The organism is Nocardia rhamnosiphila NBRC 108938, assembly GCF_000720425.1.
Lineage (GTDB): Bacteria > Actinomycetota > Actinomycetes > Mycobacteriales > Mycobacteriaceae > Nocardia > Nocardia rhamnosiphila.
The window spans coordinates 140,942-167,754 of record NZ_JOAJ01000004.1; the positions used below are offsets into that span (position 1 = coordinate 140,942).

Sequence of the window (26,813 nt, forward strand, 5' to 3'; positions counted from 1 at the left end):
GGATGCCGCCCCGGCAGGAGCCAGGGTGCTGTGTTTTCGGCGCGGCCGCGCCGAAAACACAGCATCGGAAATCACAACAGGTTCCAGTCCTCCAGGCCCTGGTAGAGCGGGAAATCGTTGGCGAGTTTCTTGACCCGCCCGCGCAGCGCGTCCAGGTCGGCACCACCCGCGAGGGCGGTGGCGATGATATCGGCGACCTCGGTGAACTCCGTATCGCCGAAACCGCGGGTGGCCAGCGCGGCGGTGCCGATACGCAGGCCGGAGGTGACCATCGGGGGGCGCGGGTCGAAGGGGACGGCATTACGGTTGACCGTGATCCCGACCTCGTGCAGCAGGTCTTCGCCCTGCTGGCCGTCGAGATCGGAGTTGCGCAGATCGACCAGGACCAAATGGACGTCGGTGCCGCCGGTGAGGACGCTGATGCCCTTACCCGCGACGTCGGCGCCGGTGAGGCGTTCGGCGAGGATCTTGGCGCCGGTCAGGGTGCGCTGCTGGCGTTCGGCGAACTCGGGGGTGCCGGCGATTTTGAACGCCACCGCCTTCGCGGCGATGACGTGCATCAACGGGCCGCCCTGCTGCCCGGGGAACACCGAACTGTTGAGCTTCTTGGCGTAGTCCTGTTTCGCCAGGATGAGGCCCGAGCGGGGGCCGCCGAGGGTTTTGTGGACGGTGGAGGAAACCACATCGGCGTGCGGGACCGGGGAGGGGTGCAGACCGGCGGCGACCAGCCCGGCGAAATGCGCCATATCGACCCACAGGTAGGCGCCGACCTCGTCGGCGATCTCCCGGAACGCCGCGAAATCCTGGTGCCGCGGATACGCCGACCATCCGGCGACGATCACCTTCGGCCGCGCCTCCCGCGCGATCGCCCGCACATTGTCCATATCCACGCGGTGGTCTTCCTTGGAGACTCCGTAGGAGTGGACGTCGTACAGCTTGCCGGAGAAGTTCAGCCGCATGCCGTGGGTGAGGTGGCCGCCGTGGGCCAGGTCCAGGCCGAGCAGGCGGTCGCCCGGATCGAGCAGCGACATCAGCACCGCGGCGTTGGCCTGCGCGCCGGAATGCGGCTGCACATTCGCGAAATCTGCGCCGAACAGCGCCTTGGCGCGCTCGCGGGCGAGGTTCTCGACCACGTCGACGTGTTCGCAGCCGCCGTAGTAGCGACGACCGGGATAACCCTCGGCGTACTTGTTGGTGAGCACACTGCCCTGCGCCTGCAACACCGCGCGCGGCACGAAGTTCTCCGACGCGATCATTTCCAGGGTGTCGCGTTCGCGGGCGAGCTCACCCGCCATCGCGGTGGCGAGTTCGGGATCGAGCTCACCGAGAGACTGGGTATTGACAGAGGCGGTCGTCTGCGTCACCACGCCAGTGTATGAGTCAGCCCCGGCCGACCTTCAATTGCCCCGTCCTCGGCGAGGCGGGGTCGGAGCCGCGTGATCCCGGTTCTCCACGCCACCGTCGGCGTCGCTGCGCTCCTTCCCCGTGTCGCTCCGGAGCCGGGCCGGGCACCGACCCCGGCCGCGGGCCACCGGAAACGATGGGAGGTGTACCTCCGAGGTGCCCGCAATCGGCGTCGGTAACCCACGACACCCGCCGGTGCTCGCAAAGACGCCGTGAACGTGGCGCCCCGCTCAGGCCGCGCGGAGGGCCGAAGGGATGAGGGGTTCGTCCAGGAGACGGCGGAAGCGGTCGACACGGTCGTCCTCATCGGTGGCACGGTCGAGCCAGCCGCCCAGCAGCCGGTAGCCCTCCACGTAGGTGCTGACGTACGCGCGCCATAGCGGTGAGGACAGGAAGCGCAGCGACTGGCGGGCGCGATCGGGGGTGGTGAGCGACCAGCGCTCCAGGAAGGCGGCCACGTCGTCGGCGTCCTTGCCCTGGTCGTGCAGCATGAGCGCGGCATCCTGCCGGACCCCGAGGAGTTGGCCGGAGGCCTCGGCGAGCCGCTCGGCACGTTCGCCGTCGAACCGCAGTCCGAGGTCGGCGTAGATCTCCTGGGCCCACCGGCCCCATCCGGGCCCGACGATCGAGCGCAACGCGAGATCCGCCAACCCTTCGGCCATCAGGCACTGCGGGGTGTTGACCAGGAAGATCGTCTGCTCGGCCTGCCCGGCGGCCACCAGGCCGGCCTCTTTGCGGCAGTGCTCGGTGTGGTGCCCGGGGTAGGACTCGTGCGAGATGAGCCGGGGCAGATTCGCCATATGCTGGCGCAGGTCGGAATTGATGGCGACCGTCGAACGGTAGTTGCCGAGGTAATAGTTGAAACCGGACCACGGCTTGTCACCGACCACCTCGTAGGTGACGTGTTCGTGGTCGGGCAGCGGGTATCGGGCGCGGACCAGTTCGCGCAGTGCGCCGGAGAACGCCGCGACGCAGGCCTCGAGCTTGTCCGGCGGGATCTCATCGGCTTTGCGATGGGCCGCCATCCGCTCCGTCAGCGGACCCGATCCGGCCAGAACCTCGTCGATCCTGCGGTGCGCCTCCTGGTAGTCGGCGGGGTCACCGGGCGCGATCTCGACGTCGAAATAGGCACGGACCTCATCGACGAAACCGATATCGTCCCCGGCGAACTTGCGGCCCGAGCATTCCAGCGCCCGCAGATGCACATCGATGAACTCGGTCCGCTCCGCGGTGAGACCGGCGTTCGGCAGTTCCGCACGTAAGCGCGCGGCCGTCCGGGCCAGGTCCCGGGGTTCGGGCTTCGGCGCGTTCTCGACCTCCTGCCGCAGCCGCGGGTCGGCCGTGTAGGCGTCGACGAACCCCTCTTCGATCCGGTCGAATGCCAGACCGAGCCGCAGGTATTCGATCACCAGGGGATGGGCTTCCATGGCCTCGACCCTAACGGGAGGACCCTAATGGACCCCCCGATCCCCCCGCTCCCCGCCGAGGGGCAGAATTCAGCCATGAGGGCACAGCCAGAGCGCCGGACCTGCCGGGGTCGCGACAGCCGCAGCGGCGGAATCCCACGCGCAAGGCACCGCGAGCACGAGTGTCCGGCAGAGTGGAGCGCTGAGTAGATGGCCAAGGCGAGCGAGCCGAGTCCGTATGTGGAATTCGACCGGAAACGGTGGCGGGAACTGCGCAAATCGACTCCGCTGGTGCTCACCGAAGAGGAACTGATCGGACTGCGGGGTCTGGGTGAACAGATCGACCTGGAAGAAGTCGCCGAGGTCTACCTGCCGCTGGCCCGGTTGATCCACCTGCAGGTCGCGGCGAGACAGCGCTTGTTCGCGGCCACCGCCACCTTCCTCGGGGAATCACATCCGGACAAGCAGGTCCCCTTCGTGATCGGTGTGGCCGGCAGCGTGGCGGTCGGCAAATCCACCACGGCCCGCGTACTGCAGGCACTGCTGGCCCGCTGGGACCACCATCCCCGCGTCGACCTGGTGACCACCGACGGATTCCTCTACCCCACGGCGGAACTCACCCGGCGCGGGCTCATGCACCGTAAAGGCTTCCCGGAGAGCTACGACCGCCGCAAACTGCTTCGCTTCGTCACCGAAGTGAAATCGGGTGCCGAAGAAGTGTGCGCACCGGTCTATTCACATATCTCCTACGACATCGTCCCCGGCGAATTCCACTGCGTACGCCAGCCGGATATCCTCATCGTCGAAGGGTTGAACGTTCTGCAGACCGGGCCACGGCTCATGGTCTCGGATCTGTTCGATTTCTCCATCTATGTGGACGCGCGGATCGAAGATATCGAAAACTGGTATGTCCGAAGGTTCCTGAGCCTGCGGGCCACCGGTTTCGCCGATCCCAAAGCCCACTTCCATCACTACGCGAGGTTCACCGACGCCGAGGCGACGGCCGCCGCGAAGGACATCTGGAACTCCACCAACCGCCCGAATCTGGTGGAGAACATCCTGCCCACCCGCCCCCGCGCGACCCTGGTCCTGCGCAAGGACTCCGACCATACGATCAACCGGTTGCGCTTGCGGAAGTTGTGAGGGTAGCGGCCGGGATTATGCGCACAGGCGAGCGCAAGGCCGGCAACGTCGACGGGCGAGCAAAGAACCTGGACATCGAATGTCGACGCAACCCAGTGCGTCGAGTCTTACGAGACACCTCAAAGGGTTGAGGCCCGTCTCGCCGTTTCGGCCTCGAAAGCGCATGCGCCGAAGGCTCGAGTCTCGAGGCCGAAACGGCGAGACCAAGGGGGCCTCAACCCCGCGCGCCGCAGGCACGCAAATCAAACACCGTAGCGGCGGTGGCGGGCGGCGTAGTCGCGTAAGGCGCGGAGGAAGTCGACGCGGCGGAACTCGGGCCAGTAGACCTCGGTGAACCAGATCTCGGAGTAGGCGCTCTGCCAGAGCAGGAAGCCGGAGAGCCGCTGTTCGCCGGAGGTGCGGATCACCAGGTCGGGGTCGGGTTGGCCCGAGGTGTAGAGGTGCTGGCCGATGGCGCTGACCGTAATGGACTGGACCAGGTCTTCGCCGGTTTCGCCGGCCGATATCTCCTGGCGGACCAGTTGGCGGACGGCGTCGGCGATTTCTTGCCGGCCGCCGTAGCCGATGGCGACGTTGACGTGGGTGCCGGTGCGTTCGCGGGTGCGTTCGGTGGCGGTGCGCATTCGTTTGGCGACCAACTCGGGCAGGCCGTCCAGGGTGCCGACGATGCGGACCCGCCAGTTCTGTTCGGGGGCGGCGAGTTCCTCGACGACGTCGGTGATGACTTCGAAGAGGGTTTCCAGTTCTTCCTGGCCGCGGCTGAGGTTTTCGGTGGAGAGCAGGTAGACGGTGACGAGCTCGATTCCCTCGGCTTCGCACCAGCTGACCAGTTCGGCGACCTTGAGGGCGCCGACCCGGTGTCCGTGGGTGATATCGGTGAACCCGTTCTCCCGGGCCCAGCGGCGGTTGCCGTCGCACACCACCGCTACATGGCGCGGATGCTGTTTGTCCGCAAGCTGCTTGGCCAGACGGGCCTCGTAGATGCGATAGGGAAAGCCCCGCAGCCGACTCGGAAATTCCACGACGACCAACAGTACGCCTCTTCCGGTCGGGGTCCGTAGTTGTGGCGGAATGCGATGGCGATCACGGCCGCGGCGGAGACAGCCCCTGTCGGCGGGTGAACCGGTACAGTAGCCACGAGAGAAACCTACGCCGCCGTAGGTTACCCACGAGTCAAGTATCGCCCCGCGAGCGGGCCGCGGAGGCATCCGCGGTCCGCACCGGCGGCGGGCCGTCGCGCTGCCGCCGGAAGGCGAGCAGCGCATACTCGAGCCAGGAGGCAACGTGTCCGACCCGTCCCCCGGCGGTCCCCCGAATCCCGGCGACCTCGATCCCACCGGCCCCCTCGCCGGTGCCGCGGTCGACCCACGGACCGGCCCGAACAGCGACGATCCGCTCCCCAACCCCGCCGACTCACTGGTCGCGCTGGTCAAACCACGGATGCGCGGCTGGATCCACACCTGGGCCACCGGCATCGCCGCGGTGGCCGTGATCGCGCTGGTCGCGACGGCGGCCACCGTCTCGGCGACAGCGGTCGTGGCGACCCTGATCTACGGACTCACCATCTGCGCTCTGTTCGGGATCAGCGCCGTCTATCACCGCATCACCTGGCAGACGGTCCAGGCCCGGACGCGGATGAAACGCGCGGACCACTCGATGATCTTCCTGTTCATCGCGGGCACCTACACCCCGTTCGCGCTGCTCGGCCTACCCGAGCCGACCGGGCAGATCCTGCTCGCCGTGGTGTGGACGGGCGCGCTGGCCGGCGTCGCCCTGAAGCTGCTGTGGCCACTCGCGCCACGGTGGGTGGGGGTGCCGTTGTACCTGCTGCTCGGCTGGGCGGTGGTGCCGGTGGGCGGCGAACTCTATCGTTCGGTCGGCCTGCCGGCGGTACTGCTGCTGGTCGCCGGTGGACTGGCCTACAGCATCGGCGCGGTCCTCTACGCCACCCGCTGGCCCAACCCGTGGCCGAGCACCTTCGGCCACCACGAGTTCTTCCACGCCGCCACCGTGGTGGCCGCGCTCTGCCACTACGCGGCGGTCTGGCTGGTGCTGCTCGGTTGAGCGAGCTCGTTCCCGGACCGCTGACCAGGTACGTCGATTAGGCTGCTGAGTCGTGTCCTTCGATTCCGGCCGCCCGCGCTCCAGCGGCCACCGCGGGTAACCCGCCGATGGCCTACAGTGTCGGATCCCGGCCCCGGGCCGGGATGGTCACCCGGCTGATGCAGTGGACCGTCCTCGCCCGCTGGGGACTGGCGTCGGTCGTCATCGCCGCCCACCTCAGCGGTCTCGCGGTCATCGTGACCCAGCTGGTGCTCATCGGCTTTCCCGGTCGCGTCGGCGCCGATCAGCTGAGCGGGCTGATGCTGGTCACCGTCTACCCCATCGTCGCGTCGCTCTTGGGAATCGCACTGGCCGTCCGCGACCGGATGAGCTATTTCGCCTGGCTGGACAGTTCCCGCAAGCCAACCCCCGAGGAAGCGCGGCGGATCCTGCACCTGCCGCTCGCCATCACTCTGCGCTCGCTGGTGATGTGGGCGCCCGGGGTGGCGCTGTCGGCGATCCTGCTGGCCGGCCTGACCACCGAGAAGGACCTCACCGTCCTGCTCGCGATGTTCACCGTCGGCGGACTCGAATCGGCCGGCCTGACCTACCTGATCGTGGACCGGGTCATCCGGCCGGTGGTGCCGATCGTGGCCGGAGTACTCGGCGCGACCATGCACTGGAGTTCGTCGGTGTTCGTCCGGGTGGCGCTGGCCTGGGCGGTCTCGGGCGCCATGCCGCTCAGCGCGCTGATCGTGGTGCTCGCCGATCCGGCCACCTCCATGGAACACCGGATCCGGACCGGTATCTATCTCGCCGCGATCAGCCTGGTCGTCGGGGTGCTGGCCACCTGGGCGCTGACCCGGGCCGTGGCCTCGCCCCTGCGGACGCTGCGGATAGCGGTGGACCGGATCACCCGGGGCGATCTGGATGTACGGGTGTCGGTGGGCAGCGCCAGTGAGATCGGCCGGTTGGAACATTCGGTGAACGAGATGTCGGCGAACCTGCGCGAGCGGTTGCGCATGCGGGACGTGTTCGGCCGGCACGTCGGCGAGGAGGTGGCCGAGCGGGCACTCGCCGGGGGTATCGATCTCACCGGTGACGTGCGGGAGGTTTCGGCGCTGTTCGTGGACGTCACCGGATCGGTGGCGATCTCCACCGGCCTCCCGCCGCAGGAGTTCGTGGCCAAACTGAACCGGCTCATGGCCACCGTGGTCGCCGCGACCGAGGACAACGACGGGCTGGTGAACAAGTTCGAAGGTGACGCGGCGCTGTGTATCTTCGGTGCCCCGATCGCGCTGGCCGACAACGCGACTCCGGCCCTGCGCGCCGCGCGCCGGATCCGCGACGAGGTCCTGGCGGCGGGCGAACTCGATATCGGTATCGGCGTGGCCCGGGGCCGGGTGTTCGCCGGGGACGTCGGGACCGACACCCGCCGGGAGTACACGGTGATCGGGGACGCGGTGAACGCGGCGGCCCGGCTCACCAGCCGCGCCAAGGAGGTACCGCGGCGCATCCTGGTCTCCCAGAGTGTGGTCGATGCCGCCGCGGCGGGCGAGCGCGCGGAGTGGGTGAAGTACGGAGCTGTCGCGTTGCGCGGTATCGACGCACCGACCCCGTCCTGGACCGACCGCGAACACGAGGCGCCGCCCTGAGCGCTGGGCTAGGGCGCTCCGTAGCGAATGGCGATGGCGGCGGCGCGGTCGCGCAGGCACGTACGCATCGACGGCGGGGCCAGTACTTCCGCGTCCGTGGTGAGCTGCCACAGCGCCCATTCGGCGTGCCGCGCATCCTGGAAGGTCACCTCCAGCCGCAACCAGCCGTCCGCGTCGGCTTCCTCGGTGCCGACGGTCAGCGCGGTGCGCACCAGCTCGTCCCGCCGCGCCGGGTTCACCCGTACCAGGATGGCGATCCGGTCACCGCCGTTGCGGAATCGGGTACTGCGTTCCCGCCAGGCACGGCTCAGATCGACCCGGTCCGAGCGCTCGGCCGGTTCGGGAAGTACTTCTGCCGCCGAGACCCGCGATAACCGGTAGGTGCGTTCCGCGCCGGATCTCGTGGCCAGCAGATAGCTCTGGTCGCGCACGGTGACCAGGCCGATCGGGTCCACTGTGCGCCACGCCGGGGTCCGGTCGACAGCCGCATAGTGGATGCGCAGCTTATGTCCGGCGAGCACCGCACGCCGGATCTCGGCCGATATGTTGCCGGGCACCTCCTCGGCGACCGACCGGCGCGCCAGCAGATCGATCTCCGGGTCGATGAGCAGTCGCTGCGCCACGTCGGCGGCGGTGTTCCGATGGCTTTCGGGTAGCGCGTCGACCACCTTGAGCATGGCCGAGGCGAGCGCCGAGCCGAGACCGAATGCCTGCGCGCCGCGCCGCGATCCGGCGACCAGCAGGGCGAGCGCCTCGTCGTGGTTGAGCCCGGTGAGTTCGGTCCGGAACCCGGGTAACAACGCGAAACCGCCGTGCCGACCGCGTTCGGCGTAGACCGGGACACCGGCCGCGGACAGCGCCTCGATATCACGTAGCACGGTGCGGGTGGACACCTCCAGCTCGCCGGCCAGCTCCGTCGCGGTCAGCCGGCCGCGCTGACGCAGCAGCAGCACCAGTGACACCAACCGGTCCGCGCGCATCCGGGAACTGTAACCCGAATACACGACACAGGATGTCGTGATTGGTCGGCATGCTTGCCACCACGGCGTCCCGGACCGCGGCTACCGCGCCGATGGGCGTACGTACTTCACCGAATCGAACGGAGCTCGACGTGGCAGTGAAACGAGATGTGGCAGTGAAACGAACAGCGGTCAACCCGGTGGCTTGGTCGACGGAGATGGGTTTCAACCAGGGCGAACTCGTCTCCGGTCACACCCGGACCCTGTACTGCTCGGGGCAGACCGCGATGAACGGCGACGGTAGACCGCAGCATGCCGGTGATATGGCAGCCCAGCTGGCGTTGAGCCTCGACAACTTGGCGGCAGTGCTCGGCGAGGCCGGTATGTCCCTGGTGAACCTCGTCAGGCTCAACGTCTACACCACCGATGTCGACCTGCTGTTCCAGCACTACGGCGTACTCGTCTCGCGGCTGGGTGCATCCGGCGTGGCACCGGCCACCACGATGCTCGGAGTCACCCGGCTGGCGATTCCCGGCCAACTGGTCGAGCTCGAGGGGACCGCCGTCGACTGAGCCCGGTATCGCCGCCTCCGCGCGGCCGCCGGTAGGCGGCGTCGGGGTCTCCTACCGCGGGGCGGAGGCCGCGGACCCAGTGAGGGCGGCGCGCAAGGCGTCCGGTGTCGTCACCGGCAGGTCGCAGACCGATCCGCGGCACACATAGGCCGCCGCGGTGCCGTCGATCGAGGGCCGGTCGGTGAGCAGTGGGACGGTGTCCACCTCCGCCCGGACGACGACCGCACCGCCGGGCGCGTAGGCCCGCGCGACCTCCAGCAGTTCGGCATCGCCCACCGGCTGGTAGCCGGTCGTGGAGATGGCGATCTGTAACGGGCCCTGGAGCGCGGCCTCGGCCACCGTCAGCCACTGGCCGGCCGAGCGCGGCGCTTTCGCCAGCACCATCGCGCCGCGGGCGAGCGTATGTTCGGCCAGTTCCCGGTAGCGTGCGCCGCGGTCGGGCTCGACGACAGCGGAGGCGGTCAGCAGCGCTTCGGCCAGCACGGACGCCCCCGCGGGGGTGGCGCCGTCGATGGGGTCGCGCGGGCGGGCGATCAGAGTTTCGGCGTCGTCCGCGGTGTCGAACCAGCTACCGGGCTCGTCCGGGTCGGCGAAATGCGCGATCGCGGCGTCCAGGACGCGATGGATATCCGGCAGCCAGCCGGCCGAACCCGAATACTGGTGCAGCGCCAGCAGGGCGGTGGCCAGCCAGGCGTAGTCCTCGAGTACGCCGGGCGCGCTACCGGCGACCCCACCGAGCGAGGCGCGCAGCACCCGGCCGTCCACCACGTGCAGGTCCAAGAGCACCCGCGCGAGGTCGTAGGCGGCGTCGAACCAGTCGCGCCGGTCGAGGGCGCGGGCGGCTTCGCAGAGCGCGGTGATCGCCATGCAGTTCCAGGCGGTCACCGCCTTGTCGTCGCGTTCGGGCTGGGGGCGGCGCTGCCGGGCGGCGCGCAACGCGGTACGGGCGCGTTCGAGCCGCTCGCTGTCCTCCGGATCGGCGCCTCGGGTGAGCACCGAACAGCCCTGCTCGAAGTTCCCGGCGGTGGTGACCCCGAAAACCTCCGCGGCCCAGGCGCCGTCGATGGGCCCGAGTTCGCCGACGAGCTCGGCGGGATTCCAGACGTAGGTCGCGCCCTCCACACCGGGTTTGCCCGCTTCGACGTGGGTGTCGGCGTCCAGGGCGGAGGCCAGACCGTGCGCGGTGGACAGATCGTCCAGCAGGAACTGCACGATCTCTTCGGTGATCCGGCGCGGCAGCGGATCCGCGGGAGTCCGGCGCGCCAGATGCGCGTAGAACCGCAGCAATTGCGCATTGTCGTAGAGCATTTTCTCGAAATGCGGGACCACCCAGGCCGCGTCCACCGAATAGCGGGCGAAACCACCGCGTAGCTGGTCGTAGATGCCGCCGCGGGCCATGGCCGCCGCGGTGCGGTCCACCACTGCCCGCACCGCCGGGTCGCCGGTGCGTTCCCAGCTGCGCAGCAGACCCTCCAGCAGCGCGGAGGGTGGGAACTTCGGCGCGCCGCCGAAGCCGCCGTGGGCTTCGTCGAAATCGCGGAGCACCGCGGCCACGGCGTGGTCGAGCAGTTCGGTGGTGACGGTGAGCTCGGATTTCGGGATCCCGCCCGCCTGCTCGCGCAAAGCCGCGGCCACCTGCTCGGACGCCGTGTCCACATCGGCGCGGCGGTTACGCCACGTATCGGTGATCGCGGTGAGCAACTGGGTGAACGACGGCATCCCGCCGCGCGGCACCTTCGGGTAATAGGTCCCGCAGTAGAACGGTTCTCCCGCCGGGGTGAGGAAGCAGGTCATCGGCCAGCCGCCCTGACCGGTCATCGCGACCGTGGCGTTCATGTACACCGCGTCCAGATCCGGGCGTTCCTCCCGATCCACTTTGATACACACGAATTCGGCGTTCATCTGCGCGGCGGTGGCCTCGTCGGCGAACGATTCGTAGGCCATCACATGACACCAGTGACAGGACGCGTACCCGATGGACAGCAGGATCGGCACATCACGCGCGGCGGCTTCGGCCAGCGCGTCGGCGTCCCACTCCCGCCAGTGCACGGGATTGTCCGCGTGCTGACGCAGGTACGGTGAGGTCGCGCGTCCCAGACGATTCACACTTCCACCCTCTCACGCCTGCCGCCGCCCTGCCGAGCCCCGCGTCCGCACCCACTTCTACGGTGGAGCCGTGATCAGAACCGCCGCCCTGGCCCATATCCGCGACCGTCGCCTGATCCAGACCCGTTCGACCGGGAAGACCGTCTTCTACATGGCCGGCGGGAAAATCGATTCGGGGGAGAGCCCGCTGCAGGCATTGCACCGGGAGGTCCGGGAGGAACTCGGCGTCGGCGTCACCGAGGTGAGCGAACTAGGCGTCTTCGAGGCCGACGCCTACGGGCACACCGCCGGGACACGGCTGCATATGACCTGTTTCCTCGCCGAGGTCACCGCCGAACCCAGCCCGCTCGGTGAGATCGCCGAATTCCGCTACTTCACCGGTGCGGAGTACGCTGCCATGCCCGAGGTCGCGCCCGGTTCACTGCTCGTTTTCGAGCACCTGCACCGGCTGGGCCTCGTCGACTGGTAGCCCGCGCGACCACTCACGGTCGCAGTACGTCACATCGGACGGTCGCGGTCCTCGGCGCCGCCGTTCGATGCGGACTCGGGCCGCCGCGGCACGCCCGGCTCGGTGCCCTCGTCGGCTTCCTGATCGGGTTCCGGATGTTCGGGTTCGAAGGTCTCCGGCAGGTTCTTCAGATGTTTGTTCATCGAACGGACCAGCAGGAACGTCCCTGCCAGCAGGATCAGCACGATCGCCAGCCCGAGCGGGGACGCCTTACCGAATTCCGGGCCGGTCGGCGTACCGGGCGTCTGTGCCAGCAGCACGGTCGCCGATACCGGGAGAGCAGCGGCCCACATCAGCGGTACTCGTCGGTGATACCGGCGAACAGGTCGGTCTCCGGGATATCGGTGCTGACCCGGGTACGCGCCAGTTCGAACTCCTCGGTCGGCCACAGCCGCTGCTGCATCTCCAGCGGAATGGCGAAGAACGCGCCGTTCGGATCGACCTGGGTGGCGTGGGCACGCAGTGCGTCGTCGCGGCGCGGGAAGTACTTACCGCATTCGACCTGGGTGGTGACCCGGGCCATGATGTCGCCGCGTTCCACCGCGTATTTGCGGGACCGGTCCAGCCACTCCTGCAGGGGGAACGGTTCGCCCAGCTTCTCGTACTCTTCGGCGAACACCTCCATCCGCCTGATCGTGAAGCCGTGGTCGTAGTACAGCTTCAGCGGAGTCCACGGCTCGCCCGCGTCGGGGAACTTCTCCGGATCGCCGGCGGCCTCGAACGCGGCCACCGATACCTCATGGCACCGGATATGGTCCGGGTGCGGGTAGCCACCCATTTCGTCGTAGGTGGTCATGACGTGCGGTTTGAACTCGCGGACCACCCGGACGAGCGCCTCGGTGGCCTCTTCGAGCGGGACCAGCGCGAAGGAACCCTCCGGCAGCGGCGGCAGCGGGTCGCCCTCGGGCAGTCCCGAGTCGATGAAACCCAGCCAGGTCTGCCGGACGCCCAGCGCGGCGGCCGCGGCCGCCATCTCCTCGCGCCGGATCTCGTCCATTCGCTCCAGCACCCCGGGTGTGTCCATGGCCGGGTTGAGGATGCTGCCGCGTTCCCCGCCGGTCAGCGTGACGACGAGGACATCATGTCCCTCGTCGGCGTAGCGTGCGGTGGTCGCACCGCCTTTGCTGGATTCGTCGTCGGGGTGGGCGTGCACCGCCATGAGGCGAAGGCCACTCACTTCTCGTTCACCGTCGCTCTCGGTCGCGGGTGTTCGGACTTCGTTACCTATAGTTCCATCTGGACCGATTCTGTTCCGACCTACCCCCCGGGAGCACGAAATCATGACCGATCCCACGCCGGAACCCGGCCGCCCGGACTCCCCCGGCTCTGCCGCGGCGGCTTCTCCGGACGCCGCCGATTCCGCGCGGGACCGCAACGCCGACCGCTACGGCCGGCGCACCGCGCGGCCGGATCGCCGCCTGATCGGCGTGGTACTCACGGCCGTGGTGCTGCTCGCCGGGGTCGGGGTCGCCTATCTGGGCTGGGCGAAGTTCGGTCCGAAGGACATCGAATCGGAGGAACTCGGCTACACCGTGCTCGACGATTCCTCGGTGGAGGTGCAGATCCGGCTCACCCGGGCCGACCCGTCGAAACCGGTGGTGTGCCTGGTGCGGGCCATGTCCCGCGACCTCACCGAGGTGGGCCGGCGTGAGGTGCTGGTGCAGCCCACGGCGGGCGAGAAGACGGTGCGGCTCTCCACGGTCGTGGAGGCCTCCGAACGCCCGGCTTCCGCGGCGATCTACACCTGCACCGACAAGGTGCCCGGCTACCTGAAAACCGAGTGAGCACGGGTTAGGACCCGGCCCGCCTGGGTATCGCAAGGGTCGTGGAAGTAGGCCGAGCAAAGTTGACCCGCTGGTAAAAACTGGCCCGACCTGCATCTTTGTGAATCATGCTAAAATGGCTTCACACACGGTTCCGGGGCTCGGAGCCGTGTTTGCTGCATTGGCGGCCGGAGCGGTCGATGCCGGGGAGGGTCCCGGAGTCGGACTGTCGGGGTTTTGAACTTCCCGCAGATCGCGATAGCCGTCTGCTGAAGCATGCCTGCCTGCGGGTGGGCCGTGCCGCAGTGATCAGGAATCCCGGCCTGCCGGGGACAACTACTAGGGAGTGATCGAGATGACTGAGACCCAAGTGACCTGGCTGACCCCGGAGTCGCACGACAGGCTCAAGAGCGAACTCGACGCGCTCATCGCCAATCGTCCGGTCATCGCCGCCGAGATCAACGAGCGCCGCGAAGAAGGCGACCTCAAGGAGAACGGCGGCTACCACGCGGCGCGCGAGGAACAGGGCCAGCAGGAGGCCCGGATCCGGCAGCTGCAGGAACTGCTGAACAATGCCAAGGTCGGCGTGGCGCCCACCAAGTCCGGTGTCGCGCTGCCCGGGTCCGTGGTGAAGGTCTACTACGACGGTGACGAGTCCGATACCGAGACCTTCCTCATCGCGACCCGCGAAGAGGGCCTGGGCAATCCCGACCTGGAGACCTACTCGCCCAGTTCCCCGCTCGGTAAGGCGCTTATCGATGCGAAGGTCGGTGAGACCCGCGAATACACCCTGCCGAACGGCAACCTCATGAAGGTGACGCTGGTCAGCGCCGAGCCGTACCACAGCTGAGACCACCGGTCCGGGCGCGGCGCACTCCGCCGGCACCGGACCGCATGACGACGCGAGCGGCCGCATCCGTTTTCCCGGATACGGCCGCTCGTTCATGTCCTGCGTGTCTCCCGAATACTCGGTGGTGCCCCGGCGGGTTCAGCTCAGAGCTTGCTCGAGGTCGGCCAGCAGATCGCTGATGTCCTCGATTCCCACTGACAGCCTTACCAGATCATCGGGCACTTCCAAAAGCGACCCTGCTGTAGAGGCATGGGTCATGGCCGCCGGATGCTCGATCAGCGACTCGATTCCCCCCAGCGATTCGGCGAGTGTGAACACCTTCGTCCGCGAGCACAGATCGCGGGCGGCATCGGGGCCACCGGCCAGCCGCACCGAGATCATTCCGCCGAACCGCCGCATCTGCTTGTCGGCGACGGCGTGGCCGGGGTGCTCGGGCAGCCCCGGGTAGATCACATGGCTGATCGCGGGATTCCGGGACAGGAATTCGGCCAGGGTCTCGGCGTTGTCGCAGTGCCGGTCCATCCGCAGGGCGAGCGTCTTGGTACCGCGCATCGTGAGGTAGGCGTCGAAGGGGCCCGGTACCGCGCCGGCGCCGTTCTGCAGGAAGGCGAAGGCCGAGTCGAGCTGGGCGTCGTCGGTGACGAGCGCGCCGCCGATGACATCGGAGTGCCCGCCCAGATACTTCGTCGTCGAATGCACCACGACATCGGCGCCGAGCAGCAGCGGCTGCTGCAGGTACGGGGTGGCGAACGTGTTGTCGACGACCAATTTGGCGCCGGAAGTGTGCGCGATATCGGCAAGTGCCGGGATATCGCCGATATTGAGCAGCGGATTGGTGGGCGATTCCACCCAGATGAGTTTTGTGTTCGGGCGGATCGCGGCGCGCATCGCGTCGATATCGGTGATCGCGGCCGGGGAATGCTCGATTCCCCATTCGGTGAACACCTTGTCGATCAACCGGAAGGTGCCGCCGTAGGCGTCGTCGGGGATGACGATATGGTCGCCGGGGCGCAACATCGCCCGCAGCGCACAGTCGGTGGCCGCCATCCCCGAGGCGAATGCCCGGCCGTAGCGGCCGACTTCGAGGGACGCCAGATTGGCCTCCAGCACCGTCCGGGTGGGGTTGCCGGTGCGCGCGTATTCATAGCCGTCCCGCAGTCCACCCACCCCGTCCTGGGCGAAGGTGGAACTGGCATAGATGGGCACGTTCACCGCGCCGGTCCGGGGGTCGGGATCGTAACCGGCGTGCACAGCCCTGGTGGTGAATCCCAGTTCGCTCATACCCCCACCATAAAGGTCCTACGCCGCACAGCCGCACGCCGGGCGGCCGACGTGTGAGCAGGCTCGCGCCCTGGTCCGAGCCGTCCGCACGACAGCCGTCGGCGATTACCCTGAGGCCATGAGGACCGTCGCCGAACTGTTCGCCACAGATTCACTGCTGACCGGGGAGGAACGGGAAATCCGCGATACGGTCGCGGCCTTCACCGACCGGCATATCCGGCCGCATATCGCGGAGTGGTTCGAGGCCGGGGAATTCCCGGTGCGCGATATCGCGCCGGAACTCGGGAAGCTGGGCGTACTCGGGATGCACCTGGAGGGTTACGGCTGCGCCGGCCTGCCTGCCACCGCGTACGGGCTGGCCTGCCAGGAATTGGAAGCGGCCGACTCCGGGCTCAGGTCGCTGGTGTCGGTCCAGGGATCGCTGGCGATGACCGCCCTGCACAAATACGGCTCCGAGGAACAGAAACAACAGTGGTTACCGGATATGGCGGCCGGGCACACGATCGGCTGTTTCGGTCTGACCGAACCGGATTTCGGATCCAACCCCGGTGGAATGCGCACGCGGGCGCGCCGCGACGGCGGCGACTGGGTGCTCAACGGATCGAAGATGTGGATCACCAACGGGTCGGTGGCCGATATCGCCGTGGTGTGGGCTCGGGCGGAGACCGGCGGAAAGGATATCGTGCACGGTTTCCTGGTGCCCGCGGGTACGCCCGGGTTCACGGCCCGGGAAATGAAGGGGAAGCTCTCACTACGTGCCTCGGTCACATCCGAACTCGATCTCGACGAGGTACGGCTGCCGGCCGACGCGATACTACCGGGGGCGTCCGGTCTGTCGGGCCCGCTGGCGTGCCTGGGTGAGGCACGGTTCGGAATAATCTTCGGCGCGCTCGGGGCCGCCCGCGACTGTTTGAGTGCGACCATCGAATATTCGCGCACTCGCGAGGTTTTCGATAAACCGCTGGCCGCCTACCAACTCACCCAGGCGAAATTGGCGGATATGGCATTGGAATTGGGTAAGGGCCAGCTGCTGGCACTGCACCTGGGGCGCCTGAAGGATCGCGGCGAACTGACCCCGGAGCAGGTGAGCGCGGGGAAACTGAACAGCACCCGCGAGGCCCTCGCGATTGCCCGGGAGTGCCGCACCGTATTGGGCGCCAACGGCATCACCCTCGACTACCCGGTGCTGCGGCACGCGAACAACCTCGAATCGGTCCTCACCTACGAGGGCACCGCGGAGGTCCACCAGCTGGTGCTCGGCAAGGCGCTCACCGATGCGTCGGCGTTCCGCTGACGTTACGAGTGGGTAGGCGCCACTTGTCATTTCGCGCGCAGCAACGTTCCGTTTCCGGCGAATACATTGCCTCACAATGTATCCCGCAGGCGCGGAGGACATTGTTACCAACCGTCATCGGCGAGCCATCTCGGTGTCACCCATGAGCCGGTCCGGCGGCGCACTCTGATATTTGCGCCCGGCGCGGATCCGAAAACGCCCGGGTGCCGTACAGGGAGGTGCGCCATGAACTCGCAATCGCCCGGCCCGGGCAATCGTCGACCGTCCACCCCGGCCAGATCCGCCCCCGGCGTGAAAGCCGCGCGGAATTCACGCGAACGCGCCACCGCCTGTCGATTACCCGATCAACGCGAGCTGGTGGCCGCGTTCACCGAGGCCGAGGGTCGCGAAACCGGTGAGCCCCTGCTCACCTGGGCGACCGGCCTCGCGGATCTGCATCGCCGCCGGCACGGCGACCCGCTGGCGACTGCCGGAATAGACTGCCGCCGAGCAGAACTCGTCGCGCTGATCGATCACTGGATCGGCACCGAGCCGCCCGGACGGCAGGTCCGGCGACAGCGCGACGATTCCTTCGGCGCCACGATCGACCGCATGGCGGCCGCCCACGTACACGCCAACCATCTGCTGCACCACGCCGAACGTGTCTCCGACGACCGAGTGCACGCGGCCTGGTACCGGCTGGCGCTACTGGCCGACGAATGGACCGATCTGGTGGCCGGGGCCCAGCCGGTCCGGCGCCGGGCCTGAGTCGCCCCGGGGCCTATCACCTGCAGAAATGCGCGGCAGATCACAATTCGATAAATGACGGCGCGTTGTTACCATTGGGTTATGTTCGCCCTGGGTCCCCGTGTGTTCGAGATCTCCGCCCGCCGCTATCTGGAGGGTATCCACCGGACCCACGGGGCGCCGGCCTTCGCGGCTGCCGCCGCACTGCCGGGGCTGTCCGCACAGCTGGATCAGCACGCTGCCGCCGTCCGCGACATTCTGGACCTCGGGATCGATACGGCCGGGCGGATACCCCCGGCCGTCCTGCTGGCCGGATACATGCGGGGACTACTGGAGGATCGGACCGCACCGGTCACCGAACCCGCCGACTGGGCCACCGCCGAATGGCTGCACCTGCGGCTGGCCGGCGCCTGCCTGCAGGCCGGGTACTCGGCCCGATGAACGACTTCCGCCGTGCACCGGAGCTCCGGTGCACGGCGGACGAGAGTCGGGAAAGCGGCGCTCAGCGCAGGTGGCGCGGTTCACCGCCGTCGTAGGGCGGCCGACCACCCTCGTCGTAACCACCACCATAGGGCTGCTGACCGCCGCCACCGTAAGGCGTCTGCGCGCCGCCGTAAGGCGCCTGCCCGCCGCGATAGGGGTTGCCGTACTGCCGGTACTCGCCACCGGACATCTGCTGCCCGTAACCACCACCGGGCTCGTCCGGTTCCCGCCGGAAACCGCCACCGTGGGCCGGCTGCGGCTCGTCCCACTGCTCCGGGTCACGTCCGGCGGCCGTGGCACCGCGTCCCGCCTGCTCGGCACCCATCCGCTCCCGCTCCCGCGAGGCGTCTTCCCGGCCGCGCTGATACGCCTCGGCATGACCGCGCACGGACGGCATCTCCTCTTCGAGCCCGCTCAGCCAGCCCTCCCAGCGCTGCTGCATCGGCCGCACCAGACCACCGCCGACACCGACGACCAGGATGCCGCCCAGGGTGGCGAGAACCGCGATCAGCACCGGTGTGGTGACCGTGGTCGCCACACCGATCTGATTCAGGGCGGCGACGATACCGATACCCCAGATGAACACCGCCGCGATCCGGCCGATCATCGGGCCGTAACTCAGCCCGCCGAGCGCGTTGCGCACCAGATCGCTCACCGCGTGCGCGATGGCGCCCGCGACCACCACGATCAGGATGGCCACCGCCGCGCGGGGCAGCCAGGCGACGATCCCGTTGATCAGGTTGCTGACCGGGTTGGGCCCGAAGACCCCGAAACCCATCTGCAAGGCGATCAGCAGGATCGCGTAGAAGGCCAGCCTTCCGAGAAGATCCGACGCATCGTACTTACTCCGCTCGAGCATCCGCTGGATTCCGCCCCGCTCGACGAGCCGATCGAAACCCACCCGCTCGAGCACTTTGTCGACGATCTTCTCGACCACCTTGGCGATGATCCAGCCGACGACCAGGATGACCAGGAAGCCGATGAGCTTGGGTACGAATGTCGCGATCGAACTCCACGCATCAGAGAAACCCTGCTGGAAATCGATTGCCAAACTTGAGGTTTGCACAAGCCCTTCCCTTCGCTCTCCGATCGGACGCAGCGTTTGCCACGAACGGCACTACACCACGTTATACCCCGGTAGAGCAGGTTGAACCTGCGATTGCGGAATAATTGCTAATGCGCCACGCGATCCGTGCTGACGAATGCCAGCAGATCGTGCCGGGTGATCACGCCGACCGGTTTCCCGTCCTCGACCACCATCAGCGCATCGGTATCCGACAGCGCTTTGGTGGCCGCGGAGATCGGCTCGCCCGACCCGATCAGCGGGAACGACGGGCTCATATGCTGGGCCACCGAATCGGTGAGGTTCGCGCGACCGGTGAACACCGCCGAGAGCAGATCCCGTTCGGAGACACTGCCGGCCACCTCACCGGCCATCACCGGCGGTTCCGCGCCGACCACCGGCATCTGCGACACGCCGTATTCCCGGAGGATCTCGATGGCGTCGCGCAGGGTCTCCGAGGGATGGGTGTGCACCAGATCCGGCAGTTCGCCGGACTTACCGCGCAGCACATCGCCGACCAGCGTTTCCGCGGTCGACCCGTCGAGCGGGGTGCGCAGGAAGCCGTAGGAGCTCATCCACCGGTCGTTGAAGATCTTGGACAGATAGCCGCGCCCGCCGTCCGGAAGCAGCACCACCACGACGGCATCCGGGTCGCGCCGGGCCACCTCGAGCGCCGCCACCACGGCCATCCCGCACGAACCGCCGACCAGCAGCCCCTCCTCCCGGGCCAGGCGCCGGGTCATATCGAAGGAATCCGCGTCGGAGACGGCGATGATCTCGTCCGGGATCGCCGGGTCGTAGGCCGAGGGCCAGAAATCCTCGCCGACCCCTTCGACCAGATACGGGCGCCCGGTACCGCCGGAATACACCGATCCCTCCGGATCGGCGCCGATCACCTTCACCTTGCCGCCCGATACTTCCTTGAGGTAGCGGCCCACGCCGGTGATGGTGCCGCCGGTGCCGACACCGGCGACGAAATGGGTCACCGTGCCCTCGGTATCGCGCCAGATCTCCGGCCCGGTGGTCTCGTAGTGGCTGTCCGGACCGCCGGGATTGGAGTACTGGTTCGGCTTCCAGGCGCCCTCGATCTCCTCGACCAGGCGGTCGGAGACACTGTAGTAGCTGTCGGGGTGCTCCGGCGGCACCGCGGTCGGGCAGACCACCACTTCGGCCCCGTAGGCACGCAGCACATTGCGCTTGTCCTCGCTCACCTTGTCCGGGCAGACGAAGACACAGTGGTAGCCACGCTGCTGGGCCACCAGAGCCAGGCCGACACCGGTATTGCCCGAGGTCGGTTCGACGATGGTCCCGCCGGGAGCCAGCTTCCCGGACTTCTCCGCGGCCTCGATCATCTTCACCGCGATCCGGTCCTTGGAGCTGCCGCCGGGGTTCAGATACTCGATCTTGGCGGCCACCAGCCCGGCGCCCGAGGGCACCACCGAGTTCAACCGGACCAGCGGGGTGTTGCCGATGAGGTCCACGACATGATCCGCAATGCGCATACCCCCATCGTTGCAGAGACGTTGCCGGAGGGCTCCGTGTGGTCCGCCACCCCACCGCGCAAATCCGACGCCCTGGCTGCCGAGCCTTTAGGATCTGGGACCTATGAGGCTGCCGAAGCTCGCACGTGTCACCGTGCTCCTGGCCGGGTCCGCCTTCGCGCTGGTCGCCGCGTCCGGGGCCACGGCCGGCGCCGCCACCATCGCGTTCGCCGATGTCCCGACACTGACCTACGGCGGACTGTGCGGGACGAGCATCCGCACCTGGGCCGATACCAGTCCGCAGTGGCCGGGCCGCGCGGTACTGAACGTCCGGGCCAACCCGGTCGCCGGCATCGGGCCGGGCGACTACCCGCTGGCGCCACTGTGTGAGGTACTGACCACGGTGGCCTGGCGCAACCTCGACACCGGGGCCACCGGCACCTACATCAACAATGTGGTGACCGGCATCTACGGCAGTATCCAGTACTCGCTGTTCCAGGACACCGGCCCCGGCCGGGTGGAGGTCGTGGTGACCACGAACCACGCGAGTATCCCGGCGTACGGCAGTTTCGTCGTCCCGGCCTGATGTCTACCCGTGCGCGACCGGTCCCGGCGCACGGTCGCACGAGATCATCACCGCTCGTAAACTCCCGGCACATGGGCGAAACTCGGATCGGATGGCGGACGGCCGCGGTGGCCGGCGCCGCCACGGTTCTGGTCGGCTCCGGGGCCGGTACCGCGTCCTGGGCGGCCTATCGGCTGCTCACCACCCAGGCGGGCACGGCCCGCGGCATGATCGGCCGCGACACCTCCAAACCCCCGGAAGCCGACGGTATCTACTCCCCGCTGGGATACGAACTCTGGCGCACCGGTAAACACGCCGACCTGCACCTCATGATCTTCGGTGACTCCACCGCCGCAGGTCTGGGCTGCCACAGCGCCGCCGAAGTGCCCGGGGTCCGCATCGCGCACGGTCTGGCCGATACCACCGGGCAGCGCATCCGGTTGAGTACCAAGGCGATCTCCGGTGCCACCTCCAAGGGGCTGGCCGGGCAGGTGGACGCCATGTTCGTGGCGGGCCCGCCGCCGGACGCGGCGGTGGTGCTGGTCGGCGCGAACGATGTCACCAAGAAACATTCGATCGGCCGGTCCGCCGAACGCCTCGGCGCGGCGGTCGGCAGGTTGCACGGGGCGGGCAGCGTCGTCGTGGTCGGCACCTGCCCGGACCTGGGCAGCGTTACCGCCATCCCGGAACCGCTGCGCTCGGTGGTGCACCGGTGGAGCGTCCGGCTGGCACGGGCCCAGACGGCGGCCACCCGGGCGGCGGGCGGCCGCGCCGTCGCCATGGGTGACCTGCTGAGCAAGGATTTCCGGGCCGCCCCGGAGCAGTTGTTCTCCGCCGACGGTTTCCACCCCTCCGCCGATGGTTACGCGCTGGCGGCCACCCATCTGCTGCCCGAATTGATGAGAGCGCTCGCTGAACGGGATATGGCCACGGCGGATATTTCCTAGTAGCCGGGCGCGACGTAGATTCGAAGGGATCGTACCCGCGAGTAGTGTTCGGCCCGGCCGTGCACACTCCCCGACAAAGGAGTCCTCATGCCAGAGGCCGTCATCGTTTCCGTTGCTCGCTCCCCCATCGGCCGGGCCAACAAGGGGTCGCTGGTGAGCATGCGGCCCGACGACCTGGCCGCGCAGATGGTGCGCGCCGCACTGGACAAGGTCCCCGCCCTGTCACCCGCCGATATCGACGATCTGATGCTCGGCTGCGGCCAGCCCGCCGGCGAATCCGGGTTCAACATGGCCAAGGTCGTCGCCACCCAGCTGGGTTACGACTACATGCCCGGCACCACCGTGAACCGCTACTGTTCCTCCTCGCTGCAGACCACCCGGATGGCGTTCCACGCCATCAAGGCCGGCGAGGGCCACGCGTTCATCTCCGCCGGCGTGGAAACCGTCTCCCGCTTCCCGAAGGGCACCGCCGACGGCTGGCCCGACACCCACAACCCGCAATTCGCCACCGCCGAGGAACGCACCGCCACCACCGCGCAGGGCGGCGTGAGCTGGCGCGACCCGCGCGAGGACGACAACATCCCCGATATCTACATCGCCATGGGCCAGACCGCGGAGAACGTCGCCTCGTTCACCGGGATCTCCCGGGAAGACCAGGACCACTGGGGCGTGCGGTCGCAGAACCGCGCCGAAGAGGCCATCAAGGCCGGTTTCTTCGAACGCGAGATCACCCCGGTGACCCTGCCCGACGGCACCGTCGTCTCCACCGACGACGGCCCCCGCGCCGGCACCACCTACGAGAAGATCTCCCAGCTCAAGCCGGTCTTCCGCCCGGACGGCACGGTCACCGCGGGTAACGCCTGCCCGCTCAACGACGGCGCCGCCGCCCTGGTCGTCATGAGCGATACCAAGGCCAAGGAACTGGGCCTGACCCCGCTGGCCCGGATCGTGTCCACCGGGGTCTCCGGCCTCTCCCCCGAGATCATGGGTCTGGGCCCGATCGAAGCGGTGCGCAAGGCGCTGAAGCTGGCCGGCAAGACCATCGGCGATATCGACCTCTACGAGATCAACGAGGCCTTCGCGGTGCAGGTGCTCGGTTCGGCCCGGGAACTCGGCATGGACCTGGACAAACTGAACGTGTCCGGCGGCGCCATCGCGCTGGGCCACCCGTTCGGGATGACCGGCGCCCGCATCACCGCCACCCTCCTCAACAACCTCCAGACCCACGACAAGCAGTTCGGCCTGGAGACCATGTGCGTCGGTGGCGGGCAGGGTATGGCGATGATCATCGAGCGCCTGAGCTGAGTTGCGGCGTCCCGGCCGCGCGGGCCGGGACTTCGTGGTCTCGGACACGGGCTCGGCCGTCCGATCCGGATGGCCGAGCCCGTCCGTCGTGTCGGTGAGGATCCGCAGTAGATTTCGGCCCGTCGAGCAACGGTGGGCCGACACCGTTCCTCGGCGATACAGCGTTTCTCGTGCACAACGTGATCCGGCTACCCCACGGCAAAACTCTGGTCCAGATGGCCGAGAGCTAACGGACACCCGGTTCTTCCTGCTGCCGACGCACCATCTCGGCGATCCAGATGGGTGCGAACGGGGAGGTGCAGCCCGGGGAGGTCGGGTAGTCCTCGAGCACCCGCAGGCGTTTACCAATATCGATCGCCCGGTCGCGATACCCGGGGTGCTCGATGCCGATCTGGGCCAGGCAGGTGTTCATCGCCCATTGCAGGCGGTCCGGGGCGTCCTTCATCTCCGCTTCGATCGTGTCGAGCAACCCGGACAGATCGAGCCCCTCGGGCTTCTTCGCCACCCGTTCGGCGGTCAACCCCCACCCGGCGCTCGCCACCACCGGGTCCGGATCGTCGAACCAGGCCAGGCGCAGTTCTTCGGTATGCGGGCTCTTCTTCACCACATAGCTCACCAGCCAGTCGTGCACCTTGGGCGTCCGCGCGTCGCGCAGCATGGCGTCCAGCTCGTCGCGTCCGAACGCTTTCGGGCGGCAGATCAACAGCGCCAGCAGGCGCGCCGAGGTATCGCCGGTCTCCCACAGTCCGCGCGCGAGTTCGTGCCGGGTTTTCAGCCGTTTCGCGACCGCGCGCAGCCGGGTGAGGTTCACGCCGTGATCGTCACCGTGCTTCTCGTTCACCGCGCGGGTCTTCGGGTCCTCGAGGTCTGCCAGTTCGGCCAGCACCTCGGCCACGGTCGTCTCGGTCGGCGTCGTGGGGGTCACCTCGGTCTCCTGCCTCTCGGATTCGGGATACAGCCTAGAACCGGAAGTACCCATGGCCCCACGATCGGATCGGCGATCCGGCCGGCCTGCCACCGTGTCCCGGTGTTTCCCTTGCCTCCCGCGCCCCCTGGGTGGGGTGAAGCCGGATGTGCCGGCTTCGAACGACGAGGATCGATCCGCCGGCGTGCGGCCGGGCTCGGCGACCATCGTCGAACCGCCGAGTTGACGGTCGGTGAATTCGGCGCACCGGCGGCACCGAACACCGAGGTCATCCGGATGCGAAAGCGCATACCACTCGCGCGATCCCGGCCGATCGACGACCATTGGACAGGTGATCTGCCCGCACTGCGCGAAAAGTCTGCTGCGCCGCGAGCGCACCGGACGGCGGTGTCCGGCGTGCCGGCGTGAGTTCGCGCTGGAGCCGAAGGAGAGCCCGGCGCGGATGCACGACCTGCGGATGCGTCGCCTGGCCGAAAAACTGAGCGATGAAGGCAATCTGCGCTACACCCCCACCCAGCTGTGGTACGCGGCCACACGCCGGGATGTGCCGAGTGTGGACCGCGGTTACCACGCGGCGCTCGGCTGGACGTGCGGGATCATCGTGGTGGTGGGGTTCATCTGTGTGGTCAGCGGTTTCGTTCCGGTGTTACCGGGCATCGGCACGGGGCTGCTCTTGCTGGTCGTTGTCCCGCTGCTGCTGGTCTTGGCCAAACCGTGGTTCCGGCAGCGGACGACGGTGCGGATACCGGTGACACCGCGAGAATTCCGCACCGGGGTGTTCGACCGCTGGACGCAGATCTACGGCGGGCCACCGTCCGGAATGGTGGCCGAGGACATTCCGCTGCCCGCGGTGCGGCAACCGCGGGCGGCCCTACTGTGCGCAGATCGTTCGGTACTCGCCTGCCTCGCCGCGAACAAGGCCGCCGAGGTATGGGAGCTGGCACTGGCGGATCGAGTGGGCCGGCTGCCACCGGAGGTGCCGGTCCTCGTCCTGCACGACGCCGGTCTGCGCGGCGTCGTATTCGGAGCGCGCGCCCGGGACGCGTTGGGCTCCCGGGCAATCCTGATCGGACTGTCCGCGAAATCGGCGCTCACGGCCCGCTCGGCGGTGCGATTACGGGAGCTGCCGGACCCGGCGGCGCCACCCGTACCGGAATGGGCCGCCGGGTCCGCGGCCGAGCGCGACTGGCTGGCCGACGGCTGGTGGTCACCGGTCGGGGCGCTGCCGCCCGCGGCGCTGCTCGGCGTGGTGGTGCGCGGTATCGAACGAGTCCAGGAGGCCGCCGACCCGGACCGGCAGCGCGCCCGCGAGATGGGTTTCCTGACGTGGCCGAGCAGTTGACACCGGCCCGGTGGACACAGCGGGTATTCGATCGGCTGCTACCGGTCGCGGCGTCCCGGGCCGCCGCGCCGGGCGGGATCCGGTTCACCGAACGCCAGCTCTACTACGAACTCTGCCGGCTGCTCGCCCCGGCCCCCCGGCTGCCGCGCCGGATCGCGTTCACCGTCCCGGCACCGCTGTCCTTCGCCACCTTTCAAGCCACCCTCGCCCGGCACGCCGAGATTCCCGGCCTGCTCACACCGGCACCGCCCCGGACCGCGCCCCCGGGAGCGCACACTCCCGAACCCGACCTGTTCGACTACGGCCTACCGCGCCTGCTGATCTGCGAATCGCACACCGTCGCGCATATGCTGCGCGCCAACGGTCTCCCGATGGAATCGGCGACACCGGTGCTCGGCGCGGCCGAACTGCCGCTACACCCCGGTGTGACGGCGATGCTCGACCGCGGCGGGGCTGAGGTCTACGTACTGCACGAAGCGAGCGCCACAGGCGTCGCGTTTCCCGCCCGGCCGGCCGAACTCACCGGGATTCCCCCGGATCTGCGCGTGGTGCCGTTGGGCCTGCGGCCCCGGCAGGCCATGGGACTGCATCTCTTTCACATCGACGGCCCCGCCGTCGATCCGGGACGACCACCGAAGGCACACTCGGCGCCGGATGCGCCGGGCCCGGTATTCGATGGCCGCAAATCGGTGCGGCGAGGTCCGGAGGTGATCACACCGCCGGAAGTGACCGGCGTAGCATCGCCGGCCCGGCTGCTCGCCGAGGATCGCCCGGGCGACGAGCCGGGCCCCGGTTTCCTGGACGAGCGGGAACAAGCCTGGCTGCGTCGCGGCCGGGTCGTCGAACTCGAGGCGGTCCCTCCCGCCGTACTGCTGCGCTCGGTGCATCGTCTGGTCCGCGGAGTACGCACCCCGCCACCGCCGTTGGCCCAGCTGCGGCACGCCCGCCGCAGCGGGTTCCTGACCTGGCCCGCCGCCTGAGCACCGGCCGCA

26 protein-coding genes are annotated in these 26,813 nt (G+C 68.4%); 15 read left to right on the forward strand and 11 right to left on the reverse strand.

The window, feature by feature from the left end; translation table 11 throughout:
- Positions 1-71 precede the first annotated feature (71 nt).
- Together glyA and IG75_RS0116520 are read right to left on the reverse strand one after the other, a co-directional pair.
- The gene (gene glyA / locus IG75_RS0116515) at positions 72-1,364 is read right to left on the reverse strand and encodes a serine hydroxymethyltransferase (protein ID WP_030522170.1); all 1,293 of its coding nucleotides are present in this window, start codon (positions 1,362-1,364) and stop codon (positions 72-74) included.
- A gap of 270 nt (positions 1,365-1,634) precedes the next feature.
- Positions 1,635-2,831 (reverse strand): hypothetical protein, encoded by a 1,197-nt coding sequence (locus IG75_RS0116520; protein ID WP_030522171.1) that lies wholly within the window; start codon positions 2,829-2,831, stop codon positions 1,635-1,637.
- A 189-nt stretch (positions 2,832-3,020) separates the two neighbouring features.
- Between IG75_RS0116520 and coaA the strand changes: the two genes are divergently transcribed.
- On the forward strand, positions 3,021-3,953 hold the full coding sequence (coaA, locus tag IG75_RS0116525) for a type I pantothenate kinase (protein WP_030522172.1): 933 nt from the start codon (positions 3,021-3,023) through the stop codon (positions 3,951-3,953).
- A 242-nt stretch (positions 3,954-4,195) separates the two neighbouring features.
- Here coaA and IG75_RS0116530 read toward each other — a convergent pair whose 3' ends face one another.
- Positions 4,196-4,984, reverse strand: coding sequence for an isoprenyl transferase (locus IG75_RS0116530; protein ID WP_030522173.1), 789 nt, complete (start codon positions 4,982-4,984; stop codon positions 4,196-4,198).
- A 385-nt stretch (positions 4,985-5,369) separates the two neighbouring features.
- Between IG75_RS0116530 and trhA the strand changes: the two genes are divergently transcribed.
- Positions 5,370-6,017, forward strand: a complete 648-nt coding sequence (trhA, locus tag IG75_RS0116535; protein ID WP_030522174.1) for a PAQR family membrane homeostasis protein TrhA — start codon at positions 5,370-5,372, stop codon at positions 6,015-6,017.
- A 107-nt stretch (positions 6,018-6,124) separates the two neighbouring features.
- Positions 6,125-7,651, forward strand: coding sequence for an adenylate/guanylate cyclase domain-containing protein (locus IG75_RS0116540; protein WP_245713344.1), 1,527 nt, complete (start codon positions 6,125-6,127; stop codon positions 7,649-7,651).
- 8 nt (positions 7,652-7,659) lie between these two features.
- Here the strand turns inward: IG75_RS0116540 and IG75_RS0116545 are convergent, their stop codons facing one another.
- Positions 7,660-8,631 (reverse strand): helix-turn-helix transcriptional regulator, encoded by a 972-nt coding sequence (locus tag IG75_RS0116545; RefSeq protein ID WP_030522176.1) that lies wholly within the window; start codon positions 8,629-8,631, stop codon positions 7,660-7,662.
- A gap of 155 nt (positions 8,632-8,786) precedes the next feature.
- Here IG75_RS0116545 and IG75_RS0116550 point away from each other — a divergent pair, with 155 nt between their 5' ends.
- Entirely contained in the window at positions 8,787-9,182 is a 396-nt protein-coding gene (locus IG75_RS0116550; protein WP_030522177.1) for a RidA family protein, read from the forward strand.
- A 51-nt stretch (positions 9,183-9,233) separates the two neighbouring features.
- On the opposite strand, the gene IG75_RS0116555 is transcribed toward IG75_RS0116550, so the two are convergent.
- The gene (locus IG75_RS0116555; protein WP_030522178.1) at positions 9,234-11,288 is read right to left on the reverse strand and encodes a thioredoxin domain-containing protein; all 2,055 of its coding nucleotides are present in this window, start codon (positions 11,286-11,288) and stop codon (positions 9,234-9,236) included.
- Between the two features lie 70 nt (positions 11,289-11,358).
- Between IG75_RS0116555 and IG75_RS0116560 the strand changes: the two genes are divergently transcribed.
- On the forward strand, positions 11,359-11,757 hold the full coding sequence (locus IG75_RS0116560; RefSeq protein WP_030522179.1) for an NUDIX hydrolase: 399 nt from the start codon (positions 11,359-11,361) through the stop codon (positions 11,755-11,757).
- 29 nt (positions 11,758-11,786) lie between these two features.
- Here the strand turns inward: IG75_RS0116560 and IG75_RS0116565 are convergent, their stop codons facing one another.
- The gene (locus IG75_RS0116565) at positions 11,787-12,089 is read right to left on the reverse strand and encodes a hypothetical protein (protein ID WP_051714662.1); all 303 of its coding nucleotides are present in this window, start codon (positions 12,087-12,089) and stop codon (positions 11,787-11,789) included.
- Complete coding sequence (gene mca / locus IG75_RS0116570; RefSeq protein WP_030522181.1) at positions 12,089-12,955, reverse strand: mycothiol conjugate amidase Mca; 867 nt, start codon at positions 12,953-12,955, stop codon at positions 12,089-12,091. Before mca ends, IG75_RS0116565 begins: the two co-directional genes overlap by 1 nt.
- A 121-nt stretch (positions 12,956-13,076) precedes the next feature.
- Between mca and IG75_RS0116575 the strand changes: the two genes are divergently transcribed.
- On the forward strand, positions 13,077-13,580 hold the full coding sequence (locus IG75_RS0116575; RefSeq protein ID WP_030522182.1) for a DUF4307 domain-containing protein: 504 nt from the start codon (positions 13,077-13,079) through the stop codon (positions 13,578-13,580).
- A gap of 334 nt (positions 13,581-13,914) precedes the next feature.
- Positions 13,915-14,409 carry a transcription elongation factor GreA gene (gene greA / locus IG75_RS0116580; protein WP_030522183.1) on the forward strand — a complete coding sequence of 165 codons (495 nt, stop codon included), beginning with the start codon at positions 13,915-13,917 and terminating at the stop codon, positions 14,407-14,409.
- Between the two features lie 138 nt (positions 14,410-14,547).
- Here the strand turns inward: greA and IG75_RS0116585 are convergent, their stop codons facing one another.
- The gene (locus IG75_RS0116585; protein WP_030522184.1) at positions 14,548-15,690 is read right to left on the reverse strand and encodes a cystathionine gamma-synthase; all 1,143 of its coding nucleotides are present in this window, start codon (positions 15,688-15,690) and stop codon (positions 14,548-14,550) included.
- Between the two features lie 118 nt (positions 15,691-15,808).
- On the opposite strand from IG75_RS0116585, the gene IG75_RS0116590 reads away from it, so the two are divergent.
- The 3 genes from IG75_RS0116590 to IG75_RS0116600 all read left to right on the forward strand — a co-directional run bounded on the left by IG75_RS0116590 (position 15,809) and on the right by IG75_RS0116600 (position 18,151).
- Positions 15,809-16,984, forward strand: a complete 1,176-nt coding sequence (locus IG75_RS0116590; protein WP_030522185.1) for an acyl-CoA dehydrogenase family protein — start codon at positions 15,809-15,811, stop codon at positions 16,982-16,984.
- 225 nt (positions 16,985-17,209) lie between these two features.
- A complete protein-coding gene (locus tag IG75_RS36315) occupies positions 17,210-17,731 on the forward strand; it encodes a DUF4254 domain-containing protein (RefSeq protein ID WP_245713345.1) in 522 nt (173 codons plus the stop codon).
- A gap of 81 nt (positions 17,732-17,812) precedes the next feature.
- The gene (locus tag IG75_RS0116600) at positions 17,813-18,151 is read left to right on the forward strand and encodes a DUF6401 family natural product biosynthesis protein (RefSeq protein ID WP_030522187.1); all 339 of its coding nucleotides are present in this window, start codon (positions 17,813-17,815) and stop codon (positions 18,149-18,151) included.
- Positions 18,152-18,212: 61 nt separating this feature from the next.
- On the opposite strand, the gene IG75_RS36320 is transcribed toward IG75_RS0116600, so the two are convergent.
- Complete coding sequence (locus IG75_RS36320) at positions 18,213-19,259, reverse strand: mechanosensitive ion channel family protein (RefSeq protein ID WP_051714663.1); 1,047 nt, start codon at positions 19,257-19,259, stop codon at positions 18,213-18,215.
- Between the two features lie 107 nt (positions 19,260-19,366).
- On the reverse strand, positions 19,367-20,758 hold the full coding sequence (locus IG75_RS0116610) for a cystathionine beta-synthase (protein WP_030522189.1): 1,392 nt from the start codon (positions 20,756-20,758) through the stop codon (positions 19,367-19,369).
- Positions 20,759-20,861: 103 nt separating this feature from the next.
- Here IG75_RS0116610 and IG75_RS0116615 point away from each other — a divergent pair, with 103 nt between their 5' ends.
- From IG75_RS0116615 to IG75_RS0116625, 3 genes are all read left to right on the forward strand, one after another.
- Positions 20,862-21,323 (forward strand): hypothetical protein, encoded by a 462-nt coding sequence (locus tag IG75_RS0116615; protein WP_030522190.1) that lies wholly within the window; start codon positions 20,862-20,864, stop codon positions 21,321-21,323.
- 71 nt (positions 21,324-21,394) lie between these two features.
- Positions 21,395-22,249 carry an SGNH/GDSL hydrolase family protein gene (locus tag IG75_RS0116620; protein ID WP_030522191.1) on the forward strand — a complete coding sequence of 285 codons (855 nt, stop codon included), beginning with the start codon at positions 21,395-21,397 and terminating at the stop codon, positions 22,247-22,249.
- Positions 22,250-22,336: 87 nt separating this feature from the next.
- Entirely contained in the window at positions 22,337-23,554 is a 1,218-nt protein-coding gene (locus IG75_RS0116625) for an acetyl-CoA C-acetyltransferase (RefSeq protein WP_030522192.1), read from the forward strand.
- A gap of 226 nt (positions 23,555-23,780) precedes the next feature.
- On the opposite strand, the gene IG75_RS0116630 is transcribed toward IG75_RS0116625, so the two are convergent.
- Positions 23,781-24,479, reverse strand: coding sequence for a DNA alkylation repair protein (locus tag IG75_RS0116630; RefSeq protein ID WP_030522193.1), 699 nt, complete (start codon positions 24,477-24,479; stop codon positions 23,781-23,783).
- 331 nt (positions 24,480-24,810) lie between these two features.
- Between IG75_RS0116630 and IG75_RS0116640 the strand changes: the two genes are divergently transcribed.
- Together IG75_RS0116640 and IG75_RS39870 are read left to right on the forward strand one after the other, a co-directional pair.
- A complete protein-coding gene (locus IG75_RS0116640) occupies positions 24,811-25,821 on the forward strand; it encodes a hypothetical protein (RefSeq protein WP_030522194.1) in 1,011 nt (336 codons plus the stop codon).
- Entirely contained in the window at positions 25,806-26,801 is a 996-nt protein-coding gene (locus tag IG75_RS39870) for a hypothetical protein (protein ID WP_063834152.1), read from the forward strand. Before IG75_RS0116640 ends, IG75_RS39870 begins: the two co-directional genes overlap by 16 nt.
- Positions 26,802-26,813 lie beyond the last annotated feature (12 nt).

What these genes read in the sequence shown, in the direction of transcription:
- IG75_RS0116575 (WP_030522182.1), top strand. Translation starts at nt 13,077, where the DNA reads ATGACCGATCCCACGCCGGAACCCGGCCGCCCGGACTCCCCCGGCTCT.
- IG75_RS0116615 (WP_030522190.1), top strand. Translation starts at nt 20,862, where the DNA reads ATGAGGCTGCCGAAGCTCGCACGTGTCACCGTGCTCCTGGCCGGGTCC.
- IG75_RS0116585 (WP_030522184.1), bottom strand. Translation starts at nt 15,690, where the DNA reads ATGAGCGAACTGGGATTCACCACCAGGGCTGTGCACGCCGGTTACGAT.
- IG75_RS0116565 (WP_051714662.1), bottom strand. Translation starts at nt 12,089, where the DNA reads ATGTGGGCCGCTGCTCTCCCGGTATCGGCGACCGTGCTGCTGGCACAG.
- IG75_RS36315 (WP_245713345.1), top strand. Translation starts at nt 17,210, where the DNA reads ATGAACTCGCAATCGCCCGGCCCGGGCAATCGTCGACCGTCCACCCCG.
- mca (WP_030522181.1), bottom strand. Translation starts at nt 12,955, where the DNA reads ATGGCGGTGCACGCCCACCCCGACGACGAATCCAGCAAAGGCGGTGCG.
- IG75_RS0116620 (WP_030522191.1), top strand. Translation starts at nt 21,395, where the DNA reads ATGGGCGAAACTCGGATCGGATGGCGGACGGCCGCGGTGGCCGGCGCC.
- greA (WP_030522183.1), top strand. Translation starts at nt 13,915, where the DNA reads ATGACTGAGACCCAAGTGACCTGGCTGACCCCGGAGTCGCACGACAGG.
- IG75_RS0116520 (WP_030522171.1), bottom strand. Translation starts at nt 2,831, where the DNA reads ATGGAAGCCCATCCCCTGGTGATCGAATACCTGCGGCTCGGTCTGGCA.
- IG75_RS0116625 (WP_030522192.1), top strand. Translation starts at nt 22,337, where the DNA reads ATGCCAGAGGCCGTCATCGTTTCCGTTGCTCGCTCCCCCATCGGCCGG.
- IG75_RS0116600 (WP_030522187.1), top strand. Translation starts at nt 17,813, where the DNA reads ATGTTCGCCCTGGGTCCCCGTGTGTTCGAGATCTCCGCCCGCCGCTAT.
- IG75_RS0116540 (WP_245713344.1), top strand. Translation starts at nt 6,125, where the DNA reads ATGGCCTACAGTGTCGGATCCCGGCCCCGGGCCGGGATGGTCACCCGG.
- IG75_RS0116545 (WP_030522176.1), bottom strand. Translation starts at nt 8,631, where the DNA reads ATGCGCGCGGACCGGTTGGTGTCACTGGTGCTGCTGCTGCGTCAGCGC.
- IG75_RS0116590 (WP_030522185.1), top strand. Translation starts at nt 15,809, where the DNA reads ATGAGGACCGTCGCCGAACTGTTCGCCACAGATTCACTGCTGACCGGG.
- IG75_RS0116610 (WP_030522189.1), bottom strand. Translation starts at nt 20,758, where the DNA reads ATGCGCATTGCGGATCATGTCGTGGACCTCATCGGCAACACCCCGCTG.
- coaA (WP_030522172.1), top strand. Translation starts at nt 3,021, where the DNA reads ATGGCCAAGGCGAGCGAGCCGAGTCCGTATGTGGAATTCGACCGGAAA.